This is a genomic window from Variovorax sp. GW821-FHT09B01 (assembly GCF_059418345.1).
The window spans coordinates 1-25,009 of sequence record NZ_JBWKPQ010000024.1; the positions used below are offsets into that span (position 1 = coordinate 1).

Genomic DNA, 25,009 nt, shown 5'->3' on the forward strand with positions numbered 1-25,009 from the left:
ACCACCATCGACTGGTTCAACACGCTGGGCGAGTCGGTGACCATGGTCACGGGCCTGATCTTCGTGATCTGCGTGCTGGCCTTCCGCAAGGGGATCATGGGCGAGGTCATCGCGTTCATCGACCGGTGCCGGGAGAAGAAATGATGGCGCGTTGATCGCCGCACTTCGACCTTCATCACCAGCAGCGAGGCATTTCAAACTCAGAAGTCATCTCAACCCGGGCAACCGGACACCCAAGGAGGCATCATGAAGAAAGCACTCGGAGCAGTGTGGGCAGGCCAGCGTTCTTTCGAGAAGGCTTGGCGCCGGATGCTGGCGGCCCTGGCCGTCGGCTTGTTGACGGCATGCGGCGGTGGCGGAGACAGCAATGTGGAGGTCGATGCCGCGGCGATCTCCGCCGCGATCTCCGCCGCCAACGCCGTGGCACCGCCCGTCACCCCGCCCACGGTCGCACCGCCCGAGGAGCCGCCGCCGACCGTGCCCTCCGAAAAGAAGACCCGCTGGGCCACGACATGGCAGGCCGCCATGTATGCCAACCGCCTGCAGAACAACGACTCGGACACGGTGCGCGTGCGCATCCGCACGAGCGTGGGCGGCGAGGGCGTCCGGGTGCGGCTGTCCAACGTGTTCGGCGCCACCACCCTGCGCATCGACCACGCGAGCGTGGCGCTGCCCGATGGCTCGCAACCCTCCGATCCGACCGCCATCGATCTGGCCACGCGCCGGGTGCTGACCTTCGATGGCGGCAAGACGCTGGCCGAGGTGCCCGCCGGCGAGGAGCTGCTGAGCGATCCCGTGGCGATGGCGGTGCCCAAGCTCTCGGACCTGATGATCAGCCTGCACTTCCAGGGCCAGGTGCAGTACGCCGACATGCACATGAACGCCGCCGTTCCGCTGCCCGGCTTCTACGTGGTGAGGAACCGCGACGTGGCGGCCGAAGCCTCGCTGTCGGCCGTCGCGCCAGCGTTCGAGACCTTCAACGGCGTCTTCCACCTGAGCGAGGTCAAGGTGCTCGCGCCCGAGAAGACACGCGTGGTCGTGGCCGTGGGCGAATCGATCACGGCCGGCTACAGCGCCGTGGGCATCCAGAGCCCATGGCCCGCCGTGCTGTCGAAGCTGGCCAACGGCAGTGGCGAGCCGCTGGGCGTGGGCAACGCGGGCATCAGCGGCAACTCGATGTTCAACGCGAACAACGGCCCCTCGCTGTTCGACCGCTTCCAGCGCGACGTGCTGTCCCGCGATCCGACCGACATCATCATCCTGGCCGGCGACAACGATCTCTCCAAGTCCTCGGCCGCCGACATCATCGAGCGCTACAAGTACTTCATCGACCTGGCGCGCTTTCGCAAGATTCGGATCCATGGCGGCGTGAACACGCCGATCGGCGACATCGTCGGTGTCGATGGCAACCCGGTGCCGACCGGCTACTACACGGCCTCCAACGATGCCAAGTGGCGGCAGATCAACGACTGGATCAAGACCTCGGGCTACTTCGACGGCGTCATCGATTTCGCCACCGTCGTCGGCAATCCGGACCGCATGCCGCTGGGGATCGCAACCGCCTGCTACGACCCCAGGAGCCCCATCCACCTGAACACGCGGGGCCTCGACGTGATGGGCACCCTGGCCTACGACGTGCTCTACGAAAAGAAGGTGCAGCCGGCCGAGCCCTGCAACGCGCTGGCGTTTCCGCCGTTGCCGAATTGAATGCTTCTGGTGGGGAGGCGGGGCGGAAGACCCTGGCGCTGCCGTTTCCGGGCGCTTCACTATCATCGCCCCCATGCCCACCTCCCACCTCTACCTCATCACCGGCGCATCGCGCGGCCTCGGCCGCGCCATGGCCGAACAGCTGCTGCAACCCGGCCACGTCCTGCTGTGCATCTCGCGCCGCCAGAGCCCCGAACTCGCCGAGCAGGCGAAGGCGGCCGGCGTCGAACTCGTGCAATGGGAACAGGACCTGTCCGACCCCGTCGCCTCCGCCGCGCGCCTGCGCGAATGGCTGGCCACGCAGGACGCGCAGCGCTTCGACGCCGTCACGCTGATCAACAACGCGGGCACGGTCGGCAATCCGGCGCCGCTCGCTTCCGCGGTCGATGGCGAGCTGTCGCAGGCGCTGCGCATCGGGCTCGAAGCGCCGCTGCTGCTGACGGCGGCCTTCCTCGGCGGCACGCGCGACTGGCGCGGCGCGCGCAAGGTGCTCAACATCTCCTCGGGCCTGGGCCGCAACGCCATGGGCAGCCAGGCGCCGTACTGCGCGGCCAAGGCGGGCATGGACCACTACTCGCGCGCGGTCGCGCTCGAGGAAGCGAACCTGCCGAACGGCGCGCGCATCGTGTCGCTGGCGCCCGGCGTGATCGACACCGACATGCAGGTGCAACTGCGTGGCGCCTCGGCCGAGAACTTCCCCGACCGCACGCGCTTCGAGAAGCTCAAGAGCGAGGGCCTGCTCGACAGCCCCGCGAGCGCGGCCGCGAAGGTGCTCAAGTACCTGGCGCGCGCGGACTTCGGCGCCAAGCCGGTGGCCGACGTGCGCGATCCGGACTGAGCCCCCGCGCCATGGCCACTGCCCAGGGCATCGACACCGGCGAGTACAAGCTCTTTCCCTCGCCGAGGAACCAGCACCGTATCGTCTTCACGCACCAGGTCTTCGTGCCGTACCCGTATGCACTGATCGTGATGGACGAATTCGGCTTCCAGGGCCGCCACAGCCTGTTCGCGGCCTGCCGCCTGAGCGACGGCAAGATGGGCCAGCTCGCGGCCTTCGAGCTGGAGTCGGACGTGGCGGTGTTCAACCGCAAGTTCGTGCCGGACTGAGGCGGGCCTCGGATGACGAGAACGTAACCGGGCGGATAAGTCCGCGTCCGTTTGCGTTTCTAGTGTGTGGGCGTGGAGAGATCGACGCCCCGCGCATGGCAAGCCAGAACGCATCGCCGTATCTCCACCCCCGCGCCTGACATCCAGCCGCGGGGAACATCCCAAGGAGATATGCATGTCGAACAGAACAATCGCCGCGCTCGCGGCCGCCTCCGCCATCGCCGGCTTCATGCCGCTCATGGCCTCCGCCCAGCAGAGCTCGCAGCACGTCGATGCACCCTCGCACTTCGCGGCCAACGAAACGGGCATCAAGACCCATGCGGAACTGGCCGGCGCGGGCAAGTCGACGGGCCAGGTCGACCAGGAGCTGGCGACCGCGCAGAACGATCCGAAATGGAAGGGCTTCCTGGCCTATGGCGCGCCGGTTCCGGTGACCAATGCCAAGCCGAAGACCCGCGCCGAAGTGACGGCCGAGCTGGAGCGCGCACAGCAGCATCCGGGCTGGGAGCGGGCCTCGCGCTCGGGCGCATCGCTGGTGCTGCCGGCCGCGCCGATGCCCGTGTCCGCGCGTTGAGGCGCCGTTCTCCAACGAAAAGAGGGCGCAGCGCGCCCTCTTTCTTCGTCGGCCCTCGCGTGCTTACTCGATGGTCGCGCCCGAGGCCTGCACGATGCCCTTCCACTTCTCGTAGTCGGTCTTGAGCAGCGCGCCGAACTGCTCGGGCGTCATGCTCTGCGGCTCGGCGCCCTGCGCGATGATCGCGGCCTGCATCTCGGGCGTGGCCAGCAGCTTGTTGACCTCGGCGTTCAGGGTGGCGATCACTTCCTTGGGCGTCTTGGCCGGCACGAACAGGCCATACCAGGTGCTCACGTCGAAGCCCTTGTAGCCGAGCTCGGCCACCGTGGGCGTGTCGGGCAGCGAGCTGCTGCGCCTGGCCGAGGTCACGGCCAGCGGGCGCAGCTTGCCGGCCTTGATCTGGGCCATGGCCGAGGGCACCGACGACACCATCAGGTCGACGTTGCCCGCGAGCACGTCCATCATGGCCGCGTTCGAACCCTTGTAGGGCACGTGGCGCATCTTGATCTTGGCCGCGCCGTTGAAGATCTCGCCGGCCAGGTGGATGGTGGTGCCGTTGCCGGGCGAGCCGTAGGTGATGGTGTCGGGCGCGGCGCGCGCGGCCTTCACCACGTCGTCGAGCGTCTTGTACTTGGAGTTGGCCTGCGTGACGATCACCACGGGCGTGAAGGCCACGTGGGCCACCGCGGCCAGGTCCCTGGTCGGCTCGTAGCTGAGGTTCTTGTAGAGCCAGGGCGCGACGACCATGTTGTCCTTCTGGCCCATCACGATGTCGTAGCCCGTGGGCGCGGCGCGCGCGGCCTCGGCGATGCCGATGGTGCCGCCGGCGCCCGCGCGGTTGTCGGGCACCACGGTCCAGTGGTTGGTCTCGGTGAGCTTCTGGGCCACCAGGCGCGCCAGGATGTCGGTGCCGCCGCCGGGCGGGAAGGGCACGATCATGCGGATCGGCTTGGCAGGCCAGGCCTGGGCCTGGGCGGTGGAGGCGGCGCCGAAGGCCAGCGGAAGCGCCAGCGCGAGGGCCAGCGGGCGGATGAGTTGTCGGATCATGGGTTTGTCTCTGTATCTGGACGGATCGGGTTGCAGCCTGGAAGCCATCGCATCGCTGCACCAGGGTGCAGTGTGCCGGAACGACCCCGTGCGGGATTTCGCGGTTCGCGATGGCCGTCTTCTCCAGGCGTGGCGGCTTGCACCGATTTTGCACCCCCTTAGTGCGCCTCGCGCCGTCTCCTGTTCCTTTTTGCGCCGCTGTCGGCACCACGGCCGTGCCGCCGGACCGATTCGGGCTGGCATGGAACTTGTGTGTTCCAAGCAAGTGACTTGCATGAATGCAAGTTGCTTGCTGAATCTGTCCACACCTGCTTCAATCCACACCCGAGGGCCCTGCTCATGCTGTTCCATCGCGCAATCGCCGGCGTTCTTTCCCTGTTCCTGCTCGGTGCCGCGCACGGCGCCGACATGCTGGAAACGGTGAAGAGCAAGAAAGAAATCGTCATCGGTACCGAGGCGCAGTTCGCGCCGTTCGAGTACCTGCAGGACGGCAAGATCGTGGGCTACGGCCCCGACCTGATGCGCCTGATCCTGGCCGACCTGCCCGAGGTCAAGGTCAAACAGTTCGACGTGCCGTTCCAGGGCATCCTGCCGGGCCTGGCGACCCGGCGCTTCGACTTCGTCGTGACCTCGGTCACGCTCACCAAGGAGCGCGCCGACAAGTTCGCGTTCACCGTGCCGATCGCCGACGCCACGACGGCGCTGGTCAAGCGCAAGGACGACGCCGCGCTCACCGATCCCGCGGGCATCGCCGGCAAGACGGTGGGCTCGCAGGCCGGCTCGGCCCAGCTGCGCGCGCTGCAGGACTATGCGAAGAAGCTGCAGGCCGACGGCAAGCCCGCGGTCACGATCCGCGAGTACGTGAGCTTCGACGAAGCCTATGCCGACCTGGCCGCCGGCCGGCTGGTGGCGGTGGCGCAGTCGCTCTCCAACCTGGCGACGCTGGTGAAGACGCGCGGCGACATCTACGCGGTGATGCCCGCGCCCATCGGCCCCAAGACCTACTTCGGCTGGGTCGGCCGCAAGGACGCCGACAGCGCGCCGCTGGTCAAGTTCTTCAGCGACGGCATCGCGCGGGCGCAGAAGAGCGGCCAGCTCAAGGAACTGCAGATGAAGTGGTTCGGCTTCGCGATGGAGGTGCCCACCGACGCGGTGCCGGTGCCGCAGATGTGAGCGGGCCTGCCCCACGCGACCTTTCCTGACCTCGCACCACCGCGCTCCCGATGAATGCAACCACCCTTCTCGAGCGGCTGGCCGCCTACCTGCCCGTGCTGCTGCAGGGCGCGGTCACCACGCTGAGCGTGGCGATCGCGGCCATCGCGCTGGGCTTCGCCTGGGGCGCGGTGCTGCTGGGCCTGTCGCTGCGGCGCGGCGGCCGGGGCGTGCTGCCGGCCGCGGTGCGCACCTACCTGAGCTTCTTTCGCGGCACGCCGCTGCTGGTGCAGCTGCTCATGCTCTTCTATCTGCCCAGCGCCTACGGCCTCGACCTGCCGCCGCTGCTGGTGGCCATCGTCGCGCTGGGCCTGAACTCCGCCGCGTTCCAGTGCGAGATCCTGCGCGCCGGGCTGGTGGCGGTGCCGGCCGGGCAGATCGAGGCCGCGGCCTCGTTCGGCCTGCCGCCCGCGCGCATCTTCCGCCACGTGCAGCTGCCGCAGCTCGCGCGGGCCGTGTGGCCGGCCGTGGTGTCGGAGGGCGTCGACGTGGTGAAGAGTTCGGCCATCGTCTCGGTGATCTCGGTGGCCGACCTGGCGCGCGGCGGGCGGCAGATCGTGGCCGCCAACTTCAGGCCGCTCGAGGTCTATGTCTCGGTGGGCCTGTGCTACCTGCTGATGACCGGCGCGGTGCTGTGGCTCGGCCACTGGCTGCGCGGCCGGATGGAGCGGCCATGATCGACACGGCGCTCCTGGGCCAGCTGCTGCCCGCGTTCGGCGCGGCCGCGCTGCGCACCGTGCTGCTCACGCTGACGGGACTGGCGGGTGGCCTGGTCGTGGGCTTCGCCTTCCACGCGCTGCGCGAAACCGGCTGGCGCGCGGCGCGCTGGCTCTACACCGCCTACACCGCGGTGTGGCGCGGCGTGCCGTTCCTGATCCACCTGTTCATCGTCTACTTCGGCCTGCCGAGCGCGGGCCTGTCGCTCGACCCCTTCGCCGCCGCCGGCCTCACGCTCGCGGTCTACGGCGGCGCCTACTTCGCCGAGATCTTCCGCGCCTGCTGGCAGAGCATTCCGCGCGGCCAGATCGAGGCGGCGCGCTGCATGGGCCTGTCCTCGCGCCAGATCTTCGCCACCATCGAATGCCCGCAGGCCCTGCGCGCCAGCCTGCCGCTGATCGCGAGCCAGACCATCCTGCTGATGAAGGAGTCCGCGCTGGCCTCGGTCATCACCTATCCCGAACTGACGATGACCGCCGGCAAGGTGGTGTCGGAGCAGTTCGTCTACGTCGAGCCCTACCTGCTGCTGGCGCTGAGCTACTGGGGCCTGTCGCTGCTCGTCAACCGCGCGGCCGGCACGCTGCGCGCCTGGGCGGCCCTTCGAGAAAGCTCCCGTCCATGAATGCTCCCGTGACCGTTCCCATCGTCTCCCTGTGCGGCGTCGGCAAGTCCTTCGGCCCGCAGCGCGTGCTGTCGGACATCGACCTGGACATCCGCAAGGGCGAGGTCGTGTCGCTGATCGGCCCCTCGGGCTCGGGCAAGACCACGCTGCTGCGCTGCATGAACTTTCTCGAGGCCTACGACGAGGGCGAGGTCCGCATCCGCGGCGCGCTGCTCGGCTACCGCCGCAACGCGGCCGGCGCGCTGGCCCGCGAGAGCGAGCGCGTCGTCGCCGAGGTGCGCGCGCCGGTGGCCATGGTGTTCCAGCAGTTCAACCTGTGGCCGCACATGACGGTGCTGGCCAACGTGATGGCGCCGCTCACGCTGGCCAAGGGGCTGCGCGCGGACCAGGCCCGGGCCGTGGCCGGCGAGGCGCTGGCGCGCGTGGGCATGTCGGCCAAGGCCGATGCGCGGCCGCCCCAGCTCAGCGGCGGCCAGCAGCAGCGCGTGGGCATCGCGCGCGCGCTCGCGGTCGGGCCCGAGGTGATGCTGCTCGACGAGCCGACCTCCGCGCTCGATCCCGAGCTGGTCGACGAGGTGCTCGAGGTGATCAAGTCGCTGTCGCGCGGCGGCATGACCATGATCATGGTCACGCACGAGATGAGCTTCGCGGCCGAGGTGTCGGACCGGATCGTGTTCATGGAGAAGGGCCGCATCGTGACGATCGGCACGCCGCGCGAGGTGATCCACGCGCCGGCCCATCCGCGCATCCAGGCCTTCCTGCAGCCGTGGATCCGCCGCAGCCTCGGCCATCCCGCGGCGGGAGCGCTCGCATGAACGCGCTCGACGCGATGCGGGACGCGGCCCTCGCGGGCGACGTAGCGCGCGCGGTCGGCACCGCGAGCCTCGAGGCCCGGCTGCGCGGCCTGGCGGCGCATGGCGCCGTCGGCGCGGGCACTGGCGGCGGCGTGGCGCGGCAGGCGCTGTGCGCGCACGAACTGGCCGCGCGGCGCTGGCTGGTGCAGCCGTTCGCGCGCCGGCCCGGCTATCGCGTCGGCATCGACGCCGCCGCCAACGTGTTCGTCCGGCGCGACGGACAGGAATCGATGCTGTCGCCAGCCATGACCGGCAGCCACATCGACACCCAGCCCCTGGGCGGCTGGCTCGACGGCGCTTTCGGCGTCGCGGCGGGCCTGGAGGTGTTCGATGCGCTCGATCGCCTCGGCCTGCGCACCCGCCGGCCGATCGACGTCGCCATGTGGACCAACGAGGAAGGCTCGCGCTTCGCGCCCGGGTTGATGGGCTCGGTCGCCTTCACCGCGCCGCAGCGGCTCGAGGCCTTCCTCGGCGTGCGCGACGGCGACGGCCTGCGCTTCGAGGCCGCGCGCGATGCCGCCGTGGACGACCTGCGCGCGGAAGCACTGCGCGAGGGCTGGCGCTGGATGGACACGCCGCTCGCGCGCCCGGTGCATGGCTACATCGAGGCGCACATCGAGCAGGGCCCGGTGCTGGAGGCCGAGGGCCTGCAGGTCGGCTGCGTGAGCGCGATCCAGGGCGTGCGCTGGTTCCGCATCACCGTGCCGGGGCGCAGCGCGCACGCGGGCACCACGCCGCTGGCCGCGCGCGACGATGCGCAGGCCAAGGCCGTGCGCACGGCCCATGCGCTGCTCGAACACGCGGCGCGGTGCGGCGACGACCGCCTGCGCCTCACCATCGGCCGCTGGGAGTGCAGCCCCGGGTCGATCAACACCATTGCCGAGCGGGTCGTCTTCACCGTCGATGTGCGCCATCCCGAGGCCGCCGCGCTCGACGCGGTGCGCGCGCTCATCGACGCGGCACTGCCGGCCGGCGGCCAGCTCGAGGTGCTGCAGGACAAGCCCACCGTGCGCTTCGACGCCGCGCTCGCGGGCCTGGCGCGCGAGGCCTGCGCCGCGCTGCAACTGAGCCACCGCGAGATGCTGTCGGGCGCCTTCCACGACGCCATGCCGCTGGCCGGCTTCTGCCCCAGCGCGATGCTGTTCGCGCCCAGCCGTGGCGGCGTGAGCCACCACCCCGACGAAGACACCCCCATCGACGACCTCGCGGCCTGCACGCGCGCCCTGGCCTGGTGCCTCGCGCGGCTGGCCGGGCCGCTCGTTTCCTCCACCCCTCCCGAAGCCTCAAAGGACTAGCCAGACCATGGACGACCAAGCCACTTCCTCTTTCCACACGGACACCCACGCGCACGCCCACGTGGCCGACAACGGCGAACCCGTCGGCGCCAACCGCACGCTGCGCGAGCCCGTGTCGGCCGACGGCACGCCCGAACTCGGCAAGCGCTACGAAGTGCCCGCGCGCAACGGCCGCGCCGTGCGGCTCGTCAAGGGCCAGGTGATCCGCGTCATCAACACGCACGGCAGCCAGGTGTGCGACTTCTGGGCCTTCAAGGCCGACGACCTCAGCGAGTTCATGTCGATGGAGCATGCGCGCGCCGTGATCGACCGCATCATGCCCAAGGCCGGCGATCCGCTCGCCACCAACCGCCGCCGTCCCATCATGACGCTCGTGGCCGACACCTCGCCCGGCGTGCACGACACGCTCATGGCCGCCTGCGACGCCTACCGCTACCAGAACCTCGGCGTGACCGAGTACCACGACAACTGCGCCGACAACATGCGCATGGCGCTCAAGGCCATCGGCCTGCGCGCGCGCGAGGTGCCGCAGCCGCTCAACCTGTGGATGAACATCCCGGTGGGCCCGGGCGGCGGCGTAGACTGGCTGCCGCCCGTCTCCAAGGCCGGCGACCATGTGGATCTGCGCGCCGAGATGGACTGCGTGGTCGTCATGTCGGCCTGCCCGCAGGACATCGTTCCCATCAACGACAACCGCCCGGTCGAAGTGCACTTCACCGTGCTGGCGGATGCCTGAGCTTTCCGGCGCGCCGCCGGCCCACTGACGACTCGACGCCATGCGCACTGCCAAGAAGACCACCGCCATTCCCGCTGCTGCCGCCGCCGCCTCGCCGGCACCGGTGGACGCAGACCCGGACCTCGCGCTGTCGGCGCTGGGGCCGCGGCTCAAGCATGCGCGCATGGTGCGAAGTCTCACGCTGAAGGCGCTCGCCGATGCCGCCGGCTGTTCCGAAAGCCTGCTGTCGCGCGTGGAGCGCGGCCAGGTCATGCCCTCGCTGGCCAACCTGCACCGCCTCGCGCGTGCGCTCGACACCAACGTCGCCGAGCTCACGGCCTCGTTCGCGCCGCCCATGTCGCCGGTGACGCGCGCCTCCGAACGCCCCGTGATCGAGTTCACCGGCCTGCGCGGCAAGAAGCGCGGCGTGAAGCTCGAGCGCGTGATCGTGCCGATCCGCGGCCAGCTGCTGCAGGCCGACATCCACGTGCTCGAGCCCAAGGCCGAGAGCCTGGAGCAGATCGCGCACGTCGGCGAGGAAATGGGCTACGTGATCGAGGGCGAGTTCGAGCTGCGCCTGGGCGACGAGGTCTACCGGCTCTCGGCCGGCGACTCCTTCTATTTCTCCAGCGACGTGCCGCACAGCTACCGCAATCCCGGCAAGACCCAGACCCGGGTGCTGTGGACCAACACTCCCGCCACGTTCTGAACCCCCTGCCTGCCATGCAAACAGACACCGCCATGCAGACGCTGCCGCGCTACAGCGGCATCCCGACCTTCATGCGCGTGCCCTTCGCGCAGCGCCTCGAGGACTTCGACATCGCCCTGGCCGGCGTGCCCTTCGACGGCGGCGTGACGGCGCGTCCCGGCGCGCGCTACGGTCCGCGCGAGATCCGCAACATGTCGTCGATGACGCGCGCCATCCACCACGTCACCGGCTTCAATCCCTTCGAGGCCTGCCGCGTGGCCGACGTGGGCGACGTGCCGTTCACCGACGTGTTCCACCTCGAGCGCTCGCACGAGGACATCCGCCGCTTCTTCGAACCCCTGTTCGCGGCCGGCAAGACGGTGCTGGCCGCGGGCGGCGACCACTCGATCACCTTCCCGGTGTTCCAGGCGATGAAGCCGCGCCGGCCGCTGGGCATGGTGCACATCGATGCCCACACCGACACCTGGGACGACTTCCTCGGTTCCAAGTTCAGCCATGGCTCGCCGTTCCGCCGCGCGGTCGAGGCCGGGCTGCTCGATCCGAAGCGCACCATCCAGATCGGCATCCGCGGCGCACAGAATTCCGACCAGGGTTGGCGCTATTCGCTCGACAGCGGCATGCGCGTGGTCTTCATCGAGGAGTTCGAGTCCAAGGGCGTCGAGGCGATCGTGCGGGAGGCGCGGCGCATCGTCGGCGATGGGCCCACTTACCTGTCGCTCGATGTCGATGGCCTGGACCCGGTGTTCGCGCCGGGCACCGGCACGCCCGAGATCGGCGGCATGACCACGCGCGAGACGCTGGGCTTGCTGCGCGGCCTCGACGGGCTGGACTTCGTGGGCGGGGACGTGGTGGAGGTGTCGCCGCCCTACGACCCCTCGGGCAGCACCGCGCTGCTGGGCGCCACGCTGATGTACGAGATCCTCTGCCTGCTGGCGCGCAGCGTGGCTTCGCGGCGCTGAAGCAGGGGTTCGGGGCGCCTCGCGGGCACGCCCCGAACCCGATCGACCCCGGGGTCGATCAGCCGAAGTTCTTTTCGGCGAAGTCCCAGTTGACCAGCTTGGCCAGGAAGGTCTCGACGAACTTGGGACGCAGGTTGCGGTAGTCGATGTAGTAGGCGTGTTCCCAGACGTCGACCGTCAGCAGCGCCGTGTCGGCGGTCGTCAGCGGCGTGCCGGCGGCGCCGGTGTTCACGATGTCCACGCTGCCGTCGGGCTTCTTCACCAGCCAGGTCCAGCCCGAGCCGAAGTTGCCCACGGCCGACTTCACGAAGGCTTCCTTGAAGGCATCGAAGCTGCCCCACTTGGCGTCGATGGCCTTGGCCAGCGCGCCGCTGGGAGCGCCGCCGCCTTGCGGCTTCATGCAGTTCCAGAAGAAGGTGTGGTTCCAGATCTGGGCCGAGTTGTTGTAGATGCCGCCGCTGGACTTCTTGACGATTTCCTCGAGCGTGAGCGACTCGAACTCGGTCCCCTTCTGCAGGTTGTTGAGGTTCACCACATAGGCGTTGTGGTGCTTGCCGTAGTGGTACTCGAGGGTCTCCTTCGAGTACTCGGGTGCCAGCGCGTCGAGGGCGTAGGGCAGGGGAGGCAGGGTGTGTTCCATCGTGGGGTCCTTCTGGTTGATAAAAAGAAAAAGAGGCGGGGGGCGCTCAGTCGGCACCCTCGCTTGGTTTGGTGCGGGTCTTGTCGCCTGGCTTGTCGCCGGCCTTGGGAACGACGCGGTAGGCGCAGCGCCGCGCGCCCGCGAGCACGTGCTCGACGCGGCTCACGCTCACGTCGGGCCCGAGCACCTCGTCGAAGAGCTGCAGCTCGCTGCGGCAGAAGCCCGTGCAGGCGCGCGCCGCGGTGCAGATCGGGCAATGGTTCTCGATGAAGAGGAAGCCCTCGCCCTCGTCGTCGGCGCGGTACTCGGCCATGTAGCCCTCGCGGCTGCGTACCTCGGCCAGCCGCTCCAGCCGCGCGCCGATGCCGCGCGCGCCGCGCAGCGCTTCGCGGTAGGTGCTGCGCATGGTCTCCTCGCGCGCGCCGATCAGCTGGTCCATGCCCTTCTCGCCGAACACCTGGATCACGGCGCTGATCATCTGCACCGTCATCTCGGCATGCGTGTCTGGAAAGCGCGCATGGCCCGAGGCCGTGAGCCGCCAGATCTGCGTCGGCCGGCCGCGCCCGGCGCTGCGGCTCTCGGCGTCGACCAGGCCCTCGGCCTGCAGCTTGGCCATCTGCTGGCGCACCGCCTCCACCGTGACCTGCAGCACCTTGGCGATGTCGGGAATGCCGAGCGCGCCGCGGGTCTTGAGCGTCGAGAGGATGCGGTCGGCCGGCTGGTGCGGGGTCCAGGCGGGCTTGGCGTCGGCGGTGTCGTTGGCGGACATGGCGCGGTCTTCGTGGGGAGCGGAACGGAAAGGCGGCAACCCTTGCATTGTCAGGTGCTTGGGGCGTCCTTCGCAGAAACGCCCGAAAGCCCCTTGGCCGCGCCCTCGTCGCGGCCCGCGGTCGGGGCATCGGGTGCCTGCCATCCGCCGCCCACGGCCTTGTAGAGCGCGACCAGGCTGGTGTACGAGGCGGTCTCGGCCTCGGCCACCGCATCCTGCGCGCGCAGCAGCGTGCGTTGCGCGTCGAGCACCGACAGGTAGGGCGCGGCGCCTTCGCGGTAGCGCACCTCGGCCAGCTCGGCCGCGCGCGCGCTCTGTTCCGAGGCCACCACCAGGCTTTGCAGCCGCTGCTGGTTCTGGCCGTAGCCGGTGAGGGCGTTCTCCACGTCCTCGATGGCGCGCAGCACGGTCTGCTCGTAGGCCGCGCGCTCGCCCTGCGCACGCGCCTGCGCGCCGCGCAGTTGCGCGCGCACCGAGCCCAGCCGCAGCGCGGGCCAGCTCAGGCCCGGCGTGAGGCTGAAGGCGCGGCTCGAGCCGCTGCCCAGGTCCGAGCCGCGCAGCGCGATGAAGCCGAGGAAGCCGCCGATGTCGAGCCGCGGATACAGCGCGGCCGTGGCCGCGCCCACGTCGGCCGTGCTCGCGGCCAGGCCGCGCTCGGCGCGCAGCACGTCGGGCCGGCGGCGCAGCAGGTCGCCGAGGTCGCCCACCGGCAGCCGCTTGGCCAGCACCTGCAGCGGCCGCGGCGCGAGCATCGGCTCGAGTTCGGCCGGCTGCAGCGCCGCGAGCACCGCCACGCGGTGCGCGGCCTGGCGGCGCGCGGTCTCGAACAGCGGCAGCTGGCTCTCGGTGCTCGCGAGATTGGCGCGCGCGCTCGCGAGGTCGCCCGCGAGGCCGCGGCCGATGCCGACCTGGGCCTCGGTCACGCGCAGGCTGTCGCGCAGGCTCTGCAGCGTGCGCTGCGTCACCGCGAGCCGCTGCTCGGCACCGCGCATCTCGTAGTAGTTGCGCGCGAGCTCGGCCACCACCACGATGCGCGCCTGCTCGAGGTCGGCGGCCTGCGCCTCGGCGCGCGCGCTGGCGGCCTCGTCGAGCCGGCGCAGGCGACCGAACAGGTCGATCTCCCAGCCGGCGTCGAAGCCCAGGCGACTGCTCTCGGCCAGCGTGCGGGCCTCGGCCGGCACGCCGTTGCCCTGCGCGATGCCGCGGGTCTTGCTCGCACCCATCGTCACGGTGGGCCAGCGGTCGAGCTCGGCCTCGTCCTGCACGGCGCGGGCTTCGAGCAGCCGCGCCTGCGCGATGCGGATGTCGTGGTTGGCGGCCAGCGTGCGCTCGATCAGCGCGTCGAGCTGCGCATCCTCGAGCTGGCGCCACCAGTCGCGCTGCACCGCGTCGGGCGCGAACAGGTGGCGTTCGGGCGCGGCGATCGTCACCGGCGAGGTCTCGGGCGCCGCGTAGCGCGGGCCGACCGCGCAGCCGGCCAGCAGCAGCGCCGTGGCCAGCGTCGACAGGGAAAGGGTCAAGGCCTTCATGGTCGTTCTCCGGTGCGTCATGCGTGGCCGCCTGCCGTGGCCGGCGCGGCGGGGCCGTCCTCCAGCGCCTCGAGCTCGGCCGCGCGCTTCGACTGGCCCGCGGCGCGGTGGTCGCGCGCCAGCAGCGTGTACATCGTGGGCAGCACGAACAGCGTGAACAGCGTGCCCACCAGCATGCCGACCACGATCACCAGCCCGATGCTGAAGCGGCTGTTGGCGCCCGCGCCGCTCGCGAACAGCAGCGGCACCAGGCCCACCACCATCGCGGCCGTGGTCATCAGGATCGGCCGCAGGCGGATGCGCGCGGCCTCCTCGATCGAGGCGCGGCGGTCGAAGCCCTTGCGCATCTGGATCTCGTTGGCGAACTCCACCATCAGGATGCCGTGCTTGCTGATCAGCCCGATCAGCGTCACCAGCCCGATCTGGGTGTAGATGTTGATGGTCGCGAAGCCCAGCGCCAGCGGCACCAGCGCGCCGCAGATCGACATCGGCACGCTGACCAGGATGATCAACGGGTCGCGCAGGCTCTCGTACTGCGCGGCCAGCACCAGGTAGATCACGACGATCGCGAACACGAAGGCCAGCACCAGCGCCGAGCCTTCCTGCGTGAACTGGCGCGCGTCGGACTGCCAGTCGTAGCTGAAGCCGGCCGGCAGCTTCTTCGCCTCGGCGCTCAGGAAGGCCACCGCGTCGCCCATGGTCACGCCGGGCATCGGGATGGCCTGGAAGGTGGCGGCGTTGAGCTGGTTGAACTGCGTGAGCTTGTTCGGGCCCACGCTGGTCGACAGCTGCACCAGGTTGGCCAGCGGCACCGGCTGGCCGCTCGCGCTCTTCACGAAGTAGCGCGACAGCGCCTCGGCCGTCAGCCGCTGCTCGCGCGGCGTCTGCGGGATCACGTCGTAGGAGCGGCCGTCCATGCCGAAGCGGTTGACGTAGTTCTCGCCCACCAGCACGGCCAGCGTGTCGCCGATGGACTTCATGGTCACGCCCAGGCTGTTGGCCTTGGCGCGGTCCACGCGCACCTCGACCACCGGGTTGTTGAACTCGAGGTCGCTGTCGACCACGGCGAACTTGCCGCTCTCGCGCGCCGCCTTCTTGAGCGCCTCCATGGCCTCGAACACGCTGCGGTGGTCGCCCGGGCTGCGGATCACCATCTGCACCGGCAGCCCGCCGGTGGAGCCCGGCAGCGAGGGCAGCTGGAAGGCGAAGATGTTGCTGCCCTCCACCGCGCCCATGCTGCCCTGCACCTCGTGCTGGATCTGGTCGGCGTTGCGCTGGCGGTCCTTCCAGTCGGACAGTTGCACGCCGCCGATCGAGTTCGACACGCCGTCGGAGCCGTTGATCAGCCAGCGGCCGGTGTTCTCGGGCAGCGCGGCGAACACGTCGTCCCACTTCTTGCCGAACTTCTCGACGTAGTCGATGTTGGCGTGCTGCGGCGACTTGATCGCGGTCAGCACCATGGCCTGGTCCTCGCCGGGCGCGAGCTCGCGCTGCGCGGCGTTGTAGAGGAAGGGCAGGCTCACCAGCACCACCGCGGCCAGCGCGCCCGTCACCCAGCGGTGGCGCAGCGACACGTCGAGCACGCGGCCGTAGCCGGTGGCCAGGCGGTGGAAGAAGCCCTCGGCCAGCCGCGCCATGCGCGTGCCGGTGGCATCCTGCGGCAGCAGGAAGGAGCTCATCACCGGCGACAGCGTGAGCGCGATCACGCCCGACACCACCACCGCGCCCGCGAGCGTGAAGGCGAACTCCTTGAACAGCGAGCCGGTGAGCCCGCCCATCAGGCCGATCGGCGCGTAGACCGCGGCCAGCGTGAGCGTCATCGCGATCACCGGGCCGGCCACCTCGCGCGCGCCGATCAGCGCGGCCTGCACGCGCGACTTGCCTTCCTCGATGTGGCGGTGCACGTTCTCCACCACCACGATCGCGTCGTCCACCACCAGCCCGATCGCCAGCACCATCGCCAGCAACGTGAGCAGGTTGATCGAGAAGCCGAACACCAGCATCAGCGCCGCGGCACCCAGCATCGACAGCGGAATGGTCACCACCGGGATCAGCACCGCGCGCACCGAGCCCAGGCACAGGAAGATCACCAGCACCACGATCACCACGGCTTCGAGCAGCGTGTGGCGCACCTCGTCGATCGAGGCCTCGATGAAGCGCGCGAGCTCGAACGGCAGTTGCACCTCCACGCCCGCGGGCAGGTTCTGCTTGATGCCGGGCAGCAGTTCGCGGATGCGCTTCACGATCACCAGCGGGTTGCCGTTGGGCGCCGCCTGCAGGCCGAGGTAGATGGCCTTGTCGCCGTCCATCATCGCGCTGACGTCGGCGCTCGCCGCGCCCAGCTCGACCGTGGCCACGTCGCCCAGGCGCACCAGCGCATCGCCGTCGCGCTTGATCACCATGTCGCGGAACTCGGCCACGTTCACCAGGTCGGTGTTGACGCGGATGTTCGACACCACGTACAGGCCCTTGACCTGGCCCGGTGCCGCCTGCACGTTGTTCTGGCGCAGCGCGTCGGCCAGCTCGCCGGCCGAGATGCCGCGCGCGGCCATGCGGTTGGCGTCGAGCCACACGCGCATCGCCAGCGTCTGGCCGCCCGAGACCTCCACGCCCGACACGCCCTCGATCGACGCGAACTGCGGCTGCACCACGCGCGAGAGGTAGTCGGTGAGCGCGGGCACGCCCATGGTCTTGCTCGAGAAGCCCACGTAGGCCACGGCCGTGGCCTCGCCCGAGGACTTGAGGATCACCGGGTCGAAGGCCTCCTGCGGCAGCCGGTACTTGACCTGGCTCACCTGCGCCATCGCCTGCGTGAGCGCCTGGTTGGCGTCGGCGTTGAGCTTCATGCGCACGGTGATCACGCTGCGGCCCAGCGTGGAGGAGGACGACAGGTAGTCGACGTTCTCGATCGTGGCCACCGCCTGCGCGATCGGCTGCGTGACGAAGCCCTGCATCAGCTCGGGCGAGGCGCCCGGGTACTGGGTGGTGATGGTCAGCGTGGTGCTCTCGGTCAGCGGGTACTGGCGCACCGGCAGCGAGCCGAGGGCGCGCGCGCCCAGCAGCAGGATCAGCGTGCTCACCACCAGCGCCAGCACCGGCCGGCGCACGAACAGGTCGGTGAATCTCATGACTTGCGCTCCTGCGCGGCCAGCGTGTCCTTGTCCATCGGCTGCACCGCGGCGCCGCCGTACAGGCGCAGCTGGCCCGAGGTCACGACGCGCTCGCCGGCCTGGAGGCCCTTCTCGATCACCACCTGGCCGTCCTGCCGGTCGCCGGCCGTCACGAACAGCTGCTGCACCACGAAGCCCTCGCCCTTGTCGGCCGGGCGCACCACGTAGACCGAGTCGCCGTGCGTGCTGTAGGTGATGGCGGTCTCGGGCACGGTGATGGCGTCGGCGCGCGGCGGCAGCGCCACGCGCGCGCTCACGTACATGCCGGGCGCGAGCGCGCCGTCGGCGTTGTCGATCGCGGCCTGCAGCCGCACGGTGCGCGTGTCGCTGCCGATCTGCGGCTCGATCGCGCTGAGCCGGGCCTGGAAGGCGCGGCCGGGCCAGGCGTCGACGTTGAGCAGCACCTGCTGGTTGCGCTGGAGCGCGGGCAGGGCGGCCTCGGGCAGGGTGATGGTCGCGAGCAGGGTGCGGGCGTCGGTCAGCGAGACCAGCGCATCGCCCGATCGCACGAACTGTCCGAGGTTGACTTTGCGCAGGCCCAGCCGGCCGTCGAAGGGCGCCACGATGCGCTTCTGGGCGATCTGCGCCTGCACGCGCCGCAGCTCGCCGCTGGCCTGGTCGTAGCCGGCCTGCGCCTGGTCGAGCTGTTCCTGCGTGGCGGCCTGCTGCGGCAGCAGCCGGCGCGTGCGCTCGAGCAATGCCTTGGCATTGGCGCGCTGCGCCTGCAGGCGCTCGAGGTCACCCTGCTCGGGCGCGTCGTTGAGCTGCACCAGCAGCTGGCCCGCGCGCACCTCGGCACCCGCGGTGAAGAGGATCTTCGCGATCCGCCCCTCCACCTCGGCCGGCACCTCGACCTGCCGGTTCGCCTCGAGCGTGCCGATGCCGCTGAGGAAGCGCGGCAGTTCGGTCTGCCGCGCCGCGGCCACCGCCACCTGCGCCGGCGGCATGCCGCCACCGCCGCCGTCGGCCGCCTTCGATTTGGCCACGAGGCCGTAGCCGGCCCCTCCCACCACCACTGCCGCGAGGCCGGCTCCGAGCCAGGCCCTTGATCGTGCGTTCATGATCTTACCGTTATTAATCAAAGAAAGTGCTTGGATTATTGGCGGGCTCGCGGCGGCCTGTCGAATAAAGGAAAGCAATGCCCCCGATGAAGGCGGGCTATCCGGGTCGGGTCGTGCATGAGGGAATCTCCGAAAGTCGAGCGGGAAATGCCGCTGCTCCGAAGACGGGCCATGGGGCCGGTTTGTGACGCGCGATTCACCGGTACGGCGGCCGTGCATTGCGCACGGAGCCAAGGGCCGATGTACATTGCGGCCTGCTCAAGAATCTTTCAGCATGGCCACCAAGTCCCGAAAAAAGCCCGCGGCCGTCACCGAGGACGAGGTCTTCGACATCGCTGCCGAGCTGTTCCGGGCCATGGCCGCGCCCATGCGGCTGAAGATCGTCAGCCTGCTGTGCAACGGCGAGAAGAACGTGAGCGAGCTGCTGGCCGAGATCGACACCACGCAGCCCAACATGTCGCAGCACCTCAACACCCTCTACCAGGCGGGCGTGCTCGCGCGGCGCCGCGAGGGCGTGAGCATCTACTACAGCATCGCGAACGAGACCGTGGTGGCGCTGTGCCGCAGCATCTGCGTGCAGATCGCCATCGAGCAGGCCTGAGGCCCGTGCCGGGCCGCCGCCCTCAGGGCTTCAGGTAGACGTAGCCTTCCTGCGCCTGCAGCCGTGCTACCTCGGCCACGCCCGAGGGCACCACCTTCGCTTCCATCAGCAGCCGGCCCGCGTCGATGTTGCGCGTGCTCAGCGTGTTGTTGCAGACGTCGAACACCACGCCGCGCGCGGCCAGCGCGCTCACCGGGCCGCTGAACTCGCGGCCCTTGCTGTCCTTCGCGTCGCTCAGCAGGAAGTCGATGCCGGGGCCGTGCGTCACCACCACGATCTTCGCCTTCGGATCGGCGTTGAGGTGGTTCGTGATGTTGGCGAGGATGGCCGCGCTGGTCTCGACGCCGGTGTTGACGTGATAGACCGCCTTGACCACCTGCTGCGCGCCGGCGAACGAAGCCGCGACGGCGAGAAGGAACGCGATGAATGCCTGTCTCATGGGGAAACCCTCGGTTGTTGTTGTGGACCTCAAAATATCATCTTCTACTTATATTTACAGCCGGGCAAGTCCGGGGTCGCGCGGCGATGCATCGCGCGACGATGAAAAAAAGAGAGACGCCACGATGTTCCCGCTCCTTCTTCGCGCGCTTCTTCGCGCGCTGCTGCCGCTGGCCTTCGGCCTCTTCGTGGCGAGCGCGGGGGCCGCGCCCGACATCGCGCCGCGCGCCGTCGCGCCCGATGTCTACTACGTGCAGGGCGTGCCGGCCCTGGGCTCGGCCGAGAACCAGAACTTCATCTCGAACGCGGGCTTCGTCGTCACGCGCGACAGCGTGGTACTGATCGATGCGCTCGGTTCGCCGGCCGCGGCCGAACGGCTGGTGCAGGAGATCCGCCGCATCACGCCCAAGCCGATCAGCCACGTGATCCTCACGCACTATCACGCCGACCACATCTATGGCCTGCAGGTGTTCAAGGCGCTGGGCGCGCAGGTGATCGCGCATGCGCTGGCCAAGACCTACCTGTACTCCGACGCGGCGCGGCTGCGCCTCGAGGCCTCGCGCAAGGACCTCGCGCCGTGGATCGACGAGAGCACGCGGCTGGTGCCGGCCGATGTCTGGCTCGAGGGCCGCACCGAGATGACGATCGGCGGCACGCGCTTCGTGATCCAGCCCGCGGGCCCGGCCCACACGCCCGAGGACCTCGCGATCTATCTGCCGCAACAGCAGGTGCTGTTCTCGGGCGACGTGGTGTTCCGCAACCGCATTCCCTACGTGGGCACGGCCGACAGCCGCCACTGGATCGCGGCGCTCGATGCGCTGCTCGCGCTCGATGCGCGCACCATCGTGCCGGGCCACGGGCCGGCCTCTTCCGATCCGAAGCAGGACCTGCAGCTCACGCGCGACTACCTCGTGTTCCTGCGCGAGGCGATGCGCAAGGCCGCGGCCGACATGACGCCCTTCGAGGAAGCCTATGCGGCCACCGACTGGTCGCGCTACGAGGCCATGCCGCTGTTCAAGGCCGCGAACCGCATGAATGCCTACAACACCTACCTGCTGATGGAGCAGGAGGCGCGATGAATACGCACAGGTCGACGCGGCGCCAGGCCCTCGCGGGCATCGCGCTGTCGTGCGCCTGGCCCCTGGCGCATGCCGCCGAGTCGGCGCTGCCCGCGCCGGACTCGCTGGCCGATGCGCTCGCCGCCGCACTCGCGCGTTCACAGCCGCTGGTCGTGATGGCCAGCCTGCGCGGCTGTCCCTTCTGCCGCATCGTGCGCGAGCACTACCTGATGCCCGAGCTGGCGACGGGCCTGCCCATTGTGCAGATCGACCTGCGCGACCGCCGCATGGTGCGCGACTTCGACGGCACGCCGCGCACGCACGAGGCCCTGCTCGCGGCCTGGGGCATCGCGGTCGCGCCCACGCTGCTGTTCTTCGGCCGCGGCGCGCGCGAGGTCGCCGAGCGGCTCACGGGCGGGGCCTCGGATTTCTACGGCGCCTACCTCGAGCAGCGGCTGCACCAGGCCCGCGCGGCCGTGCGCGCGTGATCGCGAGCTAGCGTTATGCATGAGCGTGCCGAGCGGGTTTCCCCCAGGCACGAAGCCCTTCCCATCGACGCACGGACTCCTAAAATCAATACATAACGATTTACTTATTTAACGATGAAACTGGCAGCTTCGATGCGAGTTTCGAGGAGACGAAATTGAAGTTGTTGCCGTCGCTCGCGGTCGCCGCCGCATTGCTGATCTGCGTCCAGGCGCATGCGAGCAAGGAGCTGGCCCAGAAGAACGCCTGCCTCGCCTGCCACGCGACCGACAAGAAGCTCGTGGGCCCCGCCTACCAGGACGTCGCGAAGAAGTACGCGGGCCAGTCCGATGCGCTGGCCGTGCTCACCGCGAGCATCCAGAAGGGCAGCAGCGGCAAGTGGGGCCCGGTGCCGATGCCGGGCCAGCCCGCGCTGAGCGAGGCCGACGCCAAGTCGCTGGCCGCCTGGGTGCTGGGCGGCGCCAAGTAGGCGGTTGCGAAGGCCTGCGATGAGCAACATCCAGCAGCCCGGCCAGGTGCGCAAGGCGCCCGAGAACTTCGTCGACGCGCAGGGCGTGCGCACCGTGTTCTCGGAAGCGCGCAAGGGCCGCCGCGATTTCATCCGCGGTGCCTTCGCGGCCGCCGTCGCGGGCGGCGCGGCAACGTCGGCACTCGCTCAGGTCGATGGCGACCCGGCGATCCTCCAGCTGCCCGCGCACAGCACCGGCCTCGGCCAGCCCGTGGTCACCGACGGCTATGGCAAGCCCTCGAAGTACGAGGCCAACGTGCAGCGCCGCCAGAGCCCCGGACTCACGCCGACCGCGCAGGCCTCGGTCTCGTTCGCGCCGCTGCAGTCGCTGTTCGGCATCGTCACGCCCAGCGGCCTGCACTTCGAGCGTCATCACCAGGGCTGGTGGGACATCGATCCTTCGAAACACCGCCTGATGATCAACGGCCTCGTGAAGGCCGCCAAGGTCTTCACGCTCGACGAGCTGATGCGGTTGCCCTCGGTGTCGCGCTTCCACTTCATCGAATGCGGTGCCAACACCGGCATGGAATGGGGCAATGTCGCCGTGCCCACCGCGCAGTACACGCACGGCATGCTGTCGTGCAGCGAATTCACGGGCGTGCCGCTGATCACGCTGCTCGAGATGGCCGGCGCCGACTTGAAGGGCGAGCGCTTCGTGCTGGCCGAGGGTGCCGACGGCTCCTCGATGACGCGCACCATCCCGATGAGCCTGGTGCGCTCGGGCGAGGTGCTGGTGGCCTACGGCCAGAACGGCGAGATGCTGCGGCCCGAGCAGGGCTATCCGCTGCGCCTGGTGGTGCCGGGCGTGCAGGGCGTGAGCTGGGTCAAGTACCTGCGCCGCATCGAGCTCGGCGACATGCCGTACGGCACCAAGGACGAGACCGTGCACTACGTCGACCTGATGCCCGACGGCCAGCACCGCCAGTACACCAGCGTGCAGGAATGCAAGAGCGTGGTGACCACGCCCTCGGGTGGCCAGACGCTGCTGGACAAGGGCTTCTACAACATCACCGGCCTCGCCTGGTCGGGGCGTGGCAAGGTGAAGCGCGTGGACGTCAGCGTGGACGGCGGGCGCAACTGGCGCGGCGCGCGGCTCGAGTCGCCGGTGCTCTCGAAATGCCTCACGCGCTTCAACATCGACTGGGTGTGGGACGGTTCGCCCGCGATCATCCAGAGCCGCGCGATGGACGACACCGGCTACGTGCAGCCCAGCTACCGCCAGCTGCGCGCGGTGCGCGGCACGCGCTCGATCTATCACAACAACGCGATCCAGTCCTGGCAGGTGCAGGCGAGCGGGGAGGTGGCGAATGTCCAGCTCGGCTAGCCGCATCGTGCTGCGCGCGCTGCTGGCCATCGCGGGCTGCGGCGTCTGCATCGCCGCCTGGGCGCAACCGAAGGCCGCCTACCCGGGCATCGGGCGCGACGCCACGCCGAAGGAAGTGGCGGCCTGGGACATCGACGTGCGCCCCGACTTCAAGGGCCTGCCCAGGGGCTCGGGCTCGGTCGCGCGCGGCCAGGACATCTGGGAGGGCAAGTGCGCCTCGTGCCACGGCGTGTTCGGCGAATCGAACCAGGTGTTCAGCCCCATCGTCGGCGGCACCACGGCCGAGGACATCAAGACCGGCCATGTCGCGCGGCTCAAGGACCCGGCCTTCCCGGGCCGCACCACGCTGATGAAGGTGGCGAGCCTCTCGACCGTCTGGGACTACGTCTACCGCGCCATGCCGTGGAACCAGCCCAAGTCGCTGACGCCCGACGACGTGTTCGCCGTCACCGCCTACATGCTGAACCTCGGCGGCATCGTGCCCGACGACTTCACGCTGTCGGACCGCAACATCCGCGAGGTGCAGGCGCGCATGCCGAACCGCAACGGCACCACCACCGCGCACGCGATGTGGCCCGGCAACGAGTTCGGCCGCGCGGCGAAACCCGACGTGGCGGCGGTCGCCTGCATGCGCGACTGCGAGCCGGCCACGCAGACCGTGTCGCAGCTGCCGCCGCATGCGCGCGGCAGCCACGGCAACCTCGCCGAGCAGAACCGGCTGGTGGGCCCGCAGCGCGGCATCGACACCGCGCCGGCCACGAAGACCGGCGCCCCCGCCGCGGCGGCACCGGCCTCGAAGGCCCCGCTCGCCGTGCTCGAGAAGAACAGTTGCGTCGCCTGCCACGGCATGACGCAGAAGCTCGTCGGCCCCGCCTTCTCCGACATCGCGAAGAAATACCCGGGCCAGGTCGACCACCTGCTCGAGAAGATCAAGAGCGGCGGCAGCGGCGTATGGGGTGCGATCCCGATGCCGCCGCAGACCATCGGCGACGACGATGCCAGGGCCGTCGCGCGCTGGCTCGCCGAAAGCGCCGGGCCATGACGCGGCAGCCACGCACCCGGCCCACCATCGATTCGACAGGAGACAAGCCATGAAGAACCGCAGACAGATCCTCCAGCAATCAGCCGCGCTCGCGGGCCTCGCCGCCACCGGCGCCTGGCTGCCGGCCAGCGCGCTGGCCTACACCAAGGAAGCCTTCGAGGCCAAGAGCGTGGCCGATGCGCTCAAGGCCATCGGCGCGGGCACGCCCACCGAGAGCAAGGAGGTCACGATCACCGGCCCCGACATCGCCGAGAACGGCGCCGTGGTACCGCTGAGCGTCGCGACCTCGCTGGCCGGCGTGAAGCAGCTGATGCTGCTGGTCGAGAAGAACCCGAACGCGGTGGTCGCGATCTTCAACACATCGGAGTTCGTCGAGGCGAACTTCACCACGCGCGCCAAGCTGGGCCAGTCCTCCGACGTGTACGCGATCGCCGTCATGAACGACGGCAAGGCGCTGTTCGCGAAGAAGGAAGTCAAGGTCACGCTGGGCGGCTGCGGCGGCTGACGCGCGCCGACCCCCACGAAGAAACAACGAGAGAAGGAGACCCACCATGGCAGATCCCATGCGCATCCGCGCCCAGGCCGCGGGCGACAAGACGACCGTCCGCATCCTGATGGCGCACGAGATGGAAACCGGCCAGCGCAAGGACGCCGCCGGCAAGACCATCCCGGCCTGGTTCATCCAGGAGGTCACGGCCTCGCTCAACGGCAAGACCGTGCTCACGGCCGACTGGGGCCCCGCGGTCTCGAAGAACCCGTTCATGCAGTTCACGCTCAAGGGCGCGAAGGCGGGCGACAAGATCTCGGTGACCTGGAAGGACAACCGCGGCGACACCCGCACCGACGAAGCCACCGTCAGCTAGGC

At 69.8% G+C, this 25,009-nt stretch carries 27 protein-coding genes and 1 pseudogene; 21 read left to right on the forward strand and 7 right to left on the reverse strand.

Features of this window, described 5'->3' with window-relative positions:
- The 5 genes and pseudogenes from AC07RV_RS37575 to AC07RV_RS37595 all read left to right on the forward strand — a co-directional run.
- A pseudogene (locus AC07RV_RS37575) lies at positions 1 to 144 on the forward strand (branched-chain amino acid ABC transporter permease); the annotation flags it as partial.
- A 102-nt stretch (positions 145 to 246) separates the two neighbouring features.
- The gene (locus AC07RV_RS37580) at positions 247 to 1,707 is read left to right on the forward strand and encodes a GDSL-type esterase/lipase family protein (RefSeq protein WP_296775445.1); all 1,461 of its coding nucleotides are present in this window, start codon (positions 247 to 249) and stop codon (positions 1,705 to 1,707) included.
- A gap of 73 nt (positions 1,708 to 1,780) precedes the next feature.
- Positions 1,781 to 2,545 (forward strand): SDR family NAD(P)-dependent oxidoreductase, encoded by a 765-nt coding sequence (locus AC07RV_RS37585; protein WP_296775448.1) that lies wholly within the window; start codon positions 1,781 to 1,783, stop codon positions 2,543 to 2,545.
- A gap of 11 nt (positions 2,546 to 2,556) precedes the next feature.
- Complete coding sequence (locus tag AC07RV_RS37590; protein WP_203203827.1) at positions 2,557 to 2,814, forward strand: hypothetical protein; 258 nt, start codon at positions 2,557 to 2,559, stop codon at positions 2,812 to 2,814.
- A 175-nt stretch (positions 2,815 to 2,989) separates the two neighbouring features.
- A complete protein-coding gene (locus tag AC07RV_RS37595; RefSeq protein WP_296775451.1) occupies positions 2,990 to 3,388 on the forward strand; it encodes a hypothetical protein in 399 nt (132 codons plus the stop codon).
- A 63-nt stretch (positions 3,389 to 3,451) separates the two neighbouring features.
- On the opposite strand, the gene AC07RV_RS37600 is transcribed toward AC07RV_RS37595, so the two are convergent.
- On the reverse strand, positions 3,452 to 4,435 hold the full coding sequence (locus tag AC07RV_RS37600; RefSeq protein WP_296775454.1) for a Bug family tripartite tricarboxylate transporter substrate binding protein: 984 nt from the start codon (positions 4,433 to 4,435) through the stop codon (positions 3,452 to 3,454).
- Between the two features lie 339 nt (positions 4,436 to 4,774).
- On the opposite strand from AC07RV_RS37600, the gene AC07RV_RS37605 reads away from it, so the two are divergent.
- From AC07RV_RS37605 to speB, 8 genes are read left to right on the forward strand one after another with little or no spacing between them, the layout of a single operon-like run.
- Complete coding sequence (locus AC07RV_RS37605) at positions 4,775 to 5,608, forward strand: transporter substrate-binding domain-containing protein (RefSeq protein WP_208510444.1); 834 nt, start codon at positions 4,775 to 4,777, stop codon at positions 5,606 to 5,608.
- A gap of 50 nt (positions 5,609 to 5,658) precedes the next feature.
- Entirely contained in the window at positions 5,659 to 6,324 is a 666-nt protein-coding gene (locus AC07RV_RS37610; protein WP_296775460.1) for an amino acid ABC transporter permease, read from the forward strand.
- Positions 6,321 to 6,986 carry an amino acid ABC transporter permease gene (locus AC07RV_RS37615; RefSeq protein WP_093355121.1) on the forward strand — a complete coding sequence of 222 codons (666 nt, stop codon included), beginning with the start codon at positions 6,321 to 6,323 and terminating at the stop codon, positions 6,984 to 6,986. The genes AC07RV_RS37610 and AC07RV_RS37615 overlap by 4 nt, the downstream gene beginning before the upstream one ends.
- Positions 6,983 to 7,801 (forward strand): amino acid ABC transporter ATP-binding protein, encoded by an 819-nt coding sequence (locus AC07RV_RS37620; protein WP_296775466.1) that lies wholly within the window; start codon positions 6,983 to 6,985, stop codon positions 7,799 to 7,801. The genes AC07RV_RS37615 and AC07RV_RS37620 overlap by 4 nt, the downstream gene beginning before the upstream one ends.
- On the forward strand, positions 7,798 to 9,135 hold the full coding sequence (locus tag AC07RV_RS37625) for a M20 family metallo-hydrolase (protein WP_296775468.1): 1,338 nt from the start codon (positions 7,798 to 7,800) through the stop codon (positions 9,133 to 9,135). The genes AC07RV_RS37620 and AC07RV_RS37625 overlap by 4 nt, the downstream gene beginning before the upstream one ends.
- 7 nt (positions 9,136 to 9,142) lie before the next feature.
- The gene (locus AC07RV_RS37630) at positions 9,143 to 9,871 is read left to right on the forward strand and encodes a DUF1989 domain-containing protein (protein WP_296775471.1); all 729 of its coding nucleotides are present in this window, start codon (positions 9,143 to 9,145) and stop codon (positions 9,869 to 9,871) included.
- A 40-nt stretch (positions 9,872 to 9,911) separates the two neighbouring features.
- Positions 9,912 to 10,559, forward strand: coding sequence for a cupin domain-containing protein (locus AC07RV_RS37635; protein WP_296775473.1), 648 nt, complete (start codon positions 9,912 to 9,914; stop codon positions 10,557 to 10,559).
- Positions 10,560 to 10,573: 14 nt separating this feature from the next.
- Complete coding sequence (speB, locus tag AC07RV_RS37640) at positions 10,574 to 11,518, forward strand: agmatinase (protein WP_296775476.1); 945 nt, start codon at positions 10,574 to 10,576, stop codon at positions 11,516 to 11,518.
- Between the two features lie 58 nt (positions 11,519 to 11,576).
- On the opposite strand, the gene AC07RV_RS37645 is transcribed toward speB, so the two are convergent.
- Genes AC07RV_RS37645 through AC07RV_RS37665 form a run of 5 tightly spaced genes read right to left on the reverse strand, consistent with a single transcriptional unit; the run spans position 11,577 to position 18,687 of the window.
- A complete protein-coding gene (locus AC07RV_RS37645) occupies positions 11,577 to 12,158 on the reverse strand; it encodes a superoxide dismutase (RefSeq protein WP_296799746.1) in 582 nt (193 codons plus the stop codon).
- 46 nt (positions 12,159 to 12,204) lie between these two features.
- Positions 12,205 to 12,927, reverse strand: coding sequence for a helix-turn-helix transcriptional regulator (locus tag AC07RV_RS37650; RefSeq protein ID WP_296781489.1), 723 nt, complete (start codon positions 12,925 to 12,927; stop codon positions 12,205 to 12,207).
- A gap of 50 nt (positions 12,928 to 12,977) precedes the next feature.
- Complete coding sequence (locus AC07RV_RS37655; RefSeq protein ID WP_472922549.1) at positions 12,978 to 14,477, reverse strand: efflux transporter outer membrane subunit; 1,500 nt, start codon at positions 14,475 to 14,477, stop codon at positions 12,978 to 12,980.
- Entirely contained in the window at positions 14,474 to 17,584 is a 3,111-nt protein-coding gene (locus AC07RV_RS37660; RefSeq protein WP_296781491.1) for a MexW/MexI family multidrug efflux RND transporter permease subunit, read from the reverse strand. The genes AC07RV_RS37655 and AC07RV_RS37660 overlap by 4 nt, the downstream gene beginning before the upstream one ends.
- Positions 17,581 to 18,687 (reverse strand): efflux RND transporter periplasmic adaptor subunit, encoded by a 1,107-nt coding sequence (locus AC07RV_RS37665; RefSeq protein WP_296781492.1) that lies wholly within the window; start codon positions 18,685 to 18,687, stop codon positions 17,581 to 17,583. Before AC07RV_RS37665 ends, AC07RV_RS37660 begins: the two co-directional genes overlap by 4 nt.
- A 274-nt stretch (positions 18,688 to 18,961) precedes the next feature.
- Here AC07RV_RS37665 and AC07RV_RS37670 point away from each other — a divergent pair, with 274 nt between their 5' ends.
- Positions 18,962 to 19,288 (forward strand): ArsR/SmtB family transcription factor, encoded by a 327-nt coding sequence (locus AC07RV_RS37670; protein ID WP_093355146.1) that lies wholly within the window; start codon positions 18,962 to 18,964, stop codon positions 19,286 to 19,288.
- Positions 19,289 to 19,310: 22 nt separating this feature from the next.
- Here the strand turns inward: AC07RV_RS37670 and AC07RV_RS37675 are convergent, their stop codons facing one another.
- Positions 19,311 to 19,727: a DsrE family protein gene (locus AC07RV_RS37675; RefSeq protein WP_209540529.1), complete on the reverse strand. Its 417-nt coding sequence runs from the start codon at positions 19,725 to 19,727 to the stop codon at positions 19,311 to 19,313.
- A 124-nt stretch (positions 19,728 to 19,851) separates the two neighbouring features.
- Here AC07RV_RS37675 and AC07RV_RS37680 point away from each other — a divergent pair, with 124 nt between their 5' ends.
- The 7 genes from AC07RV_RS37680 to soxZ all read left to right on the forward strand — a co-directional run bounded on the left by AC07RV_RS37680 (position 19,852) and on the right by soxZ (position 25,007).
- Entirely contained in the window at positions 19,852 to 20,805 is a 954-nt protein-coding gene (locus AC07RV_RS37680; RefSeq protein WP_296781493.1) for an MBL fold metallo-hydrolase, read from the forward strand.
- Positions 20,802 to 21,272 (forward strand): thioredoxin fold domain-containing protein, encoded by a 471-nt coding sequence (locus AC07RV_RS37685; RefSeq protein WP_296781494.1) that lies wholly within the window; start codon positions 20,802 to 20,804, stop codon positions 21,270 to 21,272. Before AC07RV_RS37680 ends, AC07RV_RS37685 begins: the two co-directional genes overlap by 4 nt.
- A 155-nt stretch (positions 21,273 to 21,427) precedes the next feature.
- A complete protein-coding gene (locus AC07RV_RS37690; RefSeq protein WP_093355153.1) occupies positions 21,428 to 21,739 on the forward strand; it encodes a c-type cytochrome in 312 nt (103 codons plus the stop codon).
- Between the two features lie 19 nt (positions 21,740 to 21,758).
- Entirely contained in the window at positions 21,759 to 23,102 is a 1,344-nt protein-coding gene (soxC, locus tag AC07RV_RS37695) for a sulfite dehydrogenase (protein ID WP_296781495.1), read from the forward strand.
- Complete coding sequence (locus tag AC07RV_RS37700) at positions 23,086 to 24,144, forward strand: c-type cytochrome (protein WP_296781496.1); 1,059 nt, start codon at positions 23,086 to 23,088, stop codon at positions 24,142 to 24,144. The genes soxC and AC07RV_RS37700 overlap by 17 nt, the downstream gene beginning before the upstream one ends.
- A gap of 49 nt (positions 24,145 to 24,193) precedes the next feature.
- Entirely contained in the window at positions 24,194 to 24,649 is a 456-nt protein-coding gene (gene soxY, locus AC07RV_RS37705; RefSeq protein ID WP_093355161.1) for a thiosulfate oxidation carrier protein SoxY, read from the forward strand.
- Between the two features lie 46 nt (positions 24,650 to 24,695).
- On the forward strand, positions 24,696 to 25,007 hold the full coding sequence (gene soxZ / locus AC07RV_RS37710; RefSeq protein ID WP_172705585.1) for a thiosulfate oxidation carrier complex protein SoxZ: 312 nt from the start codon (positions 24,696 to 24,698) through the stop codon (positions 25,005 to 25,007).
- Positions 25,008 to 25,009 lie beyond the last annotated feature (2 nt).

What these genes read in the sequence shown, in the direction of transcription:
- speB (WP_296775476.1), top strand. Translation starts at nt 10,574, where the DNA reads ATGCAAACAGACACCGCCATGCAGACGCTGCCGCGCTACAGCGGCATC.
- AC07RV_RS37635 (WP_296775473.1), top strand. Translation starts at nt 9,912, where the DNA reads ATGCGCACTGCCAAGAAGACCACCGCCATTCCCGCTGCTGCCGCCGCC.
- AC07RV_RS37580 (WP_296775445.1), top strand. Translation starts at nt 247, where the DNA reads ATGAAGAAAGCACTCGGAGCAGTGTGGGCAGGCCAGCGTTCTTTCGAG.
- AC07RV_RS37620 (WP_296775466.1), top strand. Translation starts at nt 6,983, where the DNA reads ATGAATGCTCCCGTGACCGTTCCCATCGTCTCCCTGTGCGGCGTCGGC.
- AC07RV_RS37625 (WP_296775468.1), top strand. Translation starts at nt 7,798, where the DNA reads ATGAACGCGCTCGACGCGATGCGGGACGCGGCCCTCGCGGGCGACGTA.
- AC07RV_RS37665 (WP_296781492.1), bottom strand. Translation starts at nt 18,687, where the DNA reads ATGAACGCACGATCAAGGGCCTGGCTCGGAGCCGGCCTCGCGGCAGTG.
- AC07RV_RS37685 (WP_296781494.1), top strand. Translation starts at nt 20,802, where the DNA reads ATGAATACGCACAGGTCGACGCGGCGCCAGGCCCTCGCGGGCATCGCG.
- AC07RV_RS37605 (WP_208510444.1), top strand. Translation starts at nt 4,775, where the DNA reads ATGCTGTTCCATCGCGCAATCGCCGGCGTTCTTTCCCTGTTCCTGCTC.
- AC07RV_RS37655 (WP_472922549.1), bottom strand. Translation starts at nt 14,477, where the DNA reads ATGACGCACCGGAGAACGACCATGAAGGCCTTGACCCTTTCCCTGTCG.
- soxC (WP_296781495.1), top strand. Translation starts at nt 21,759, where the DNA reads ATGAGCAACATCCAGCAGCCCGGCCAGGTGCGCAAGGCGCCCGAGAAC.
- soxY (WP_093355161.1), top strand. Translation starts at nt 24,194, where the DNA reads ATGAAGAACCGCAGACAGATCCTCCAGCAATCAGCCGCGCTCGCGGGC.
- soxZ (WP_172705585.1), top strand. Translation starts at nt 24,696, where the DNA reads ATGGCAGATCCCATGCGCATCCGCGCCCAGGCCGCGGGCGACAAGACG.
- AC07RV_RS37700 (WP_296781496.1), top strand. Translation starts at nt 23,086, where the DNA reads ATGTCCAGCTCGGCTAGCCGCATCGTGCTGCGCGCGCTGCTGGCCATC.
- AC07RV_RS37590 (WP_203203827.1), top strand. Translation starts at nt 2,557, where the DNA reads ATGGCCACTGCCCAGGGCATCGACACCGGCGAGTACAAGCTCTTTCCC.
- AC07RV_RS37630 (WP_296775471.1), top strand. Translation starts at nt 9,143, where the DNA reads ATGGACGACCAAGCCACTTCCTCTTTCCACACGGACACCCACGCGCAC.
- AC07RV_RS37610 (WP_296775460.1), top strand. Translation starts at nt 5,659, where the DNA reads ATGAATGCAACCACCCTTCTCGAGCGGCTGGCCGCCTACCTGCCCGTG.
- AC07RV_RS37585 (WP_296775448.1), top strand. Translation starts at nt 1,781, where the DNA reads ATGCCCACCTCCCACCTCTACCTCATCACCGGCGCATCGCGCGGCCTC.
- AC07RV_RS37600 (WP_296775454.1), bottom strand. Translation starts at nt 4,435, where the DNA reads ATGATCCGACAACTCATCCGCCCGCTGGCCCTCGCGCTGGCGCTTCCG.
- AC07RV_RS37660 (WP_296781491.1), bottom strand. Translation starts at nt 17,584, where the DNA reads ATGAGATTCACCGACCTGTTCGTGCGCCGGCCGGTGCTGGCGCTGGTG.
- AC07RV_RS37595 (WP_296775451.1), top strand. Translation starts at nt 2,990, where the DNA reads ATGTCGAACAGAACAATCGCCGCGCTCGCGGCCGCCTCCGCCATCGCC.
- AC07RV_RS37615 (WP_093355121.1), top strand. Translation starts at nt 6,321, where the DNA reads ATGATCGACACGGCGCTCCTGGGCCAGCTGCTGCCCGCGTTCGGCGCG.
- AC07RV_RS37670 (WP_093355146.1), top strand. Translation starts at nt 18,962, where the DNA reads ATGGCCACCAAGTCCCGAAAAAAGCCCGCGGCCGTCACCGAGGACGAG.
- AC07RV_RS37680 (WP_296781493.1), top strand. Translation starts at nt 19,852, where the DNA reads ATGTTCCCGCTCCTTCTTCGCGCGCTTCTTCGCGCGCTGCTGCCGCTG.
- AC07RV_RS37675 (WP_209540529.1), bottom strand. Translation starts at nt 19,727, where the DNA reads ATGAGACAGGCATTCATCGCGTTCCTTCTCGCCGTCGCGGCTTCGTTC.
- AC07RV_RS37645 (WP_296799746.1), bottom strand. Translation starts at nt 12,158, where the DNA reads ATGGAACACACCCTGCCTCCCCTGCCCTACGCCCTCGACGCGCTGGCA.
- AC07RV_RS37650 (WP_296781489.1), bottom strand. Translation starts at nt 12,927, where the DNA reads ATGTCCGCCAACGACACCGCCGACGCCAAGCCCGCCTGGACCCCGCAC.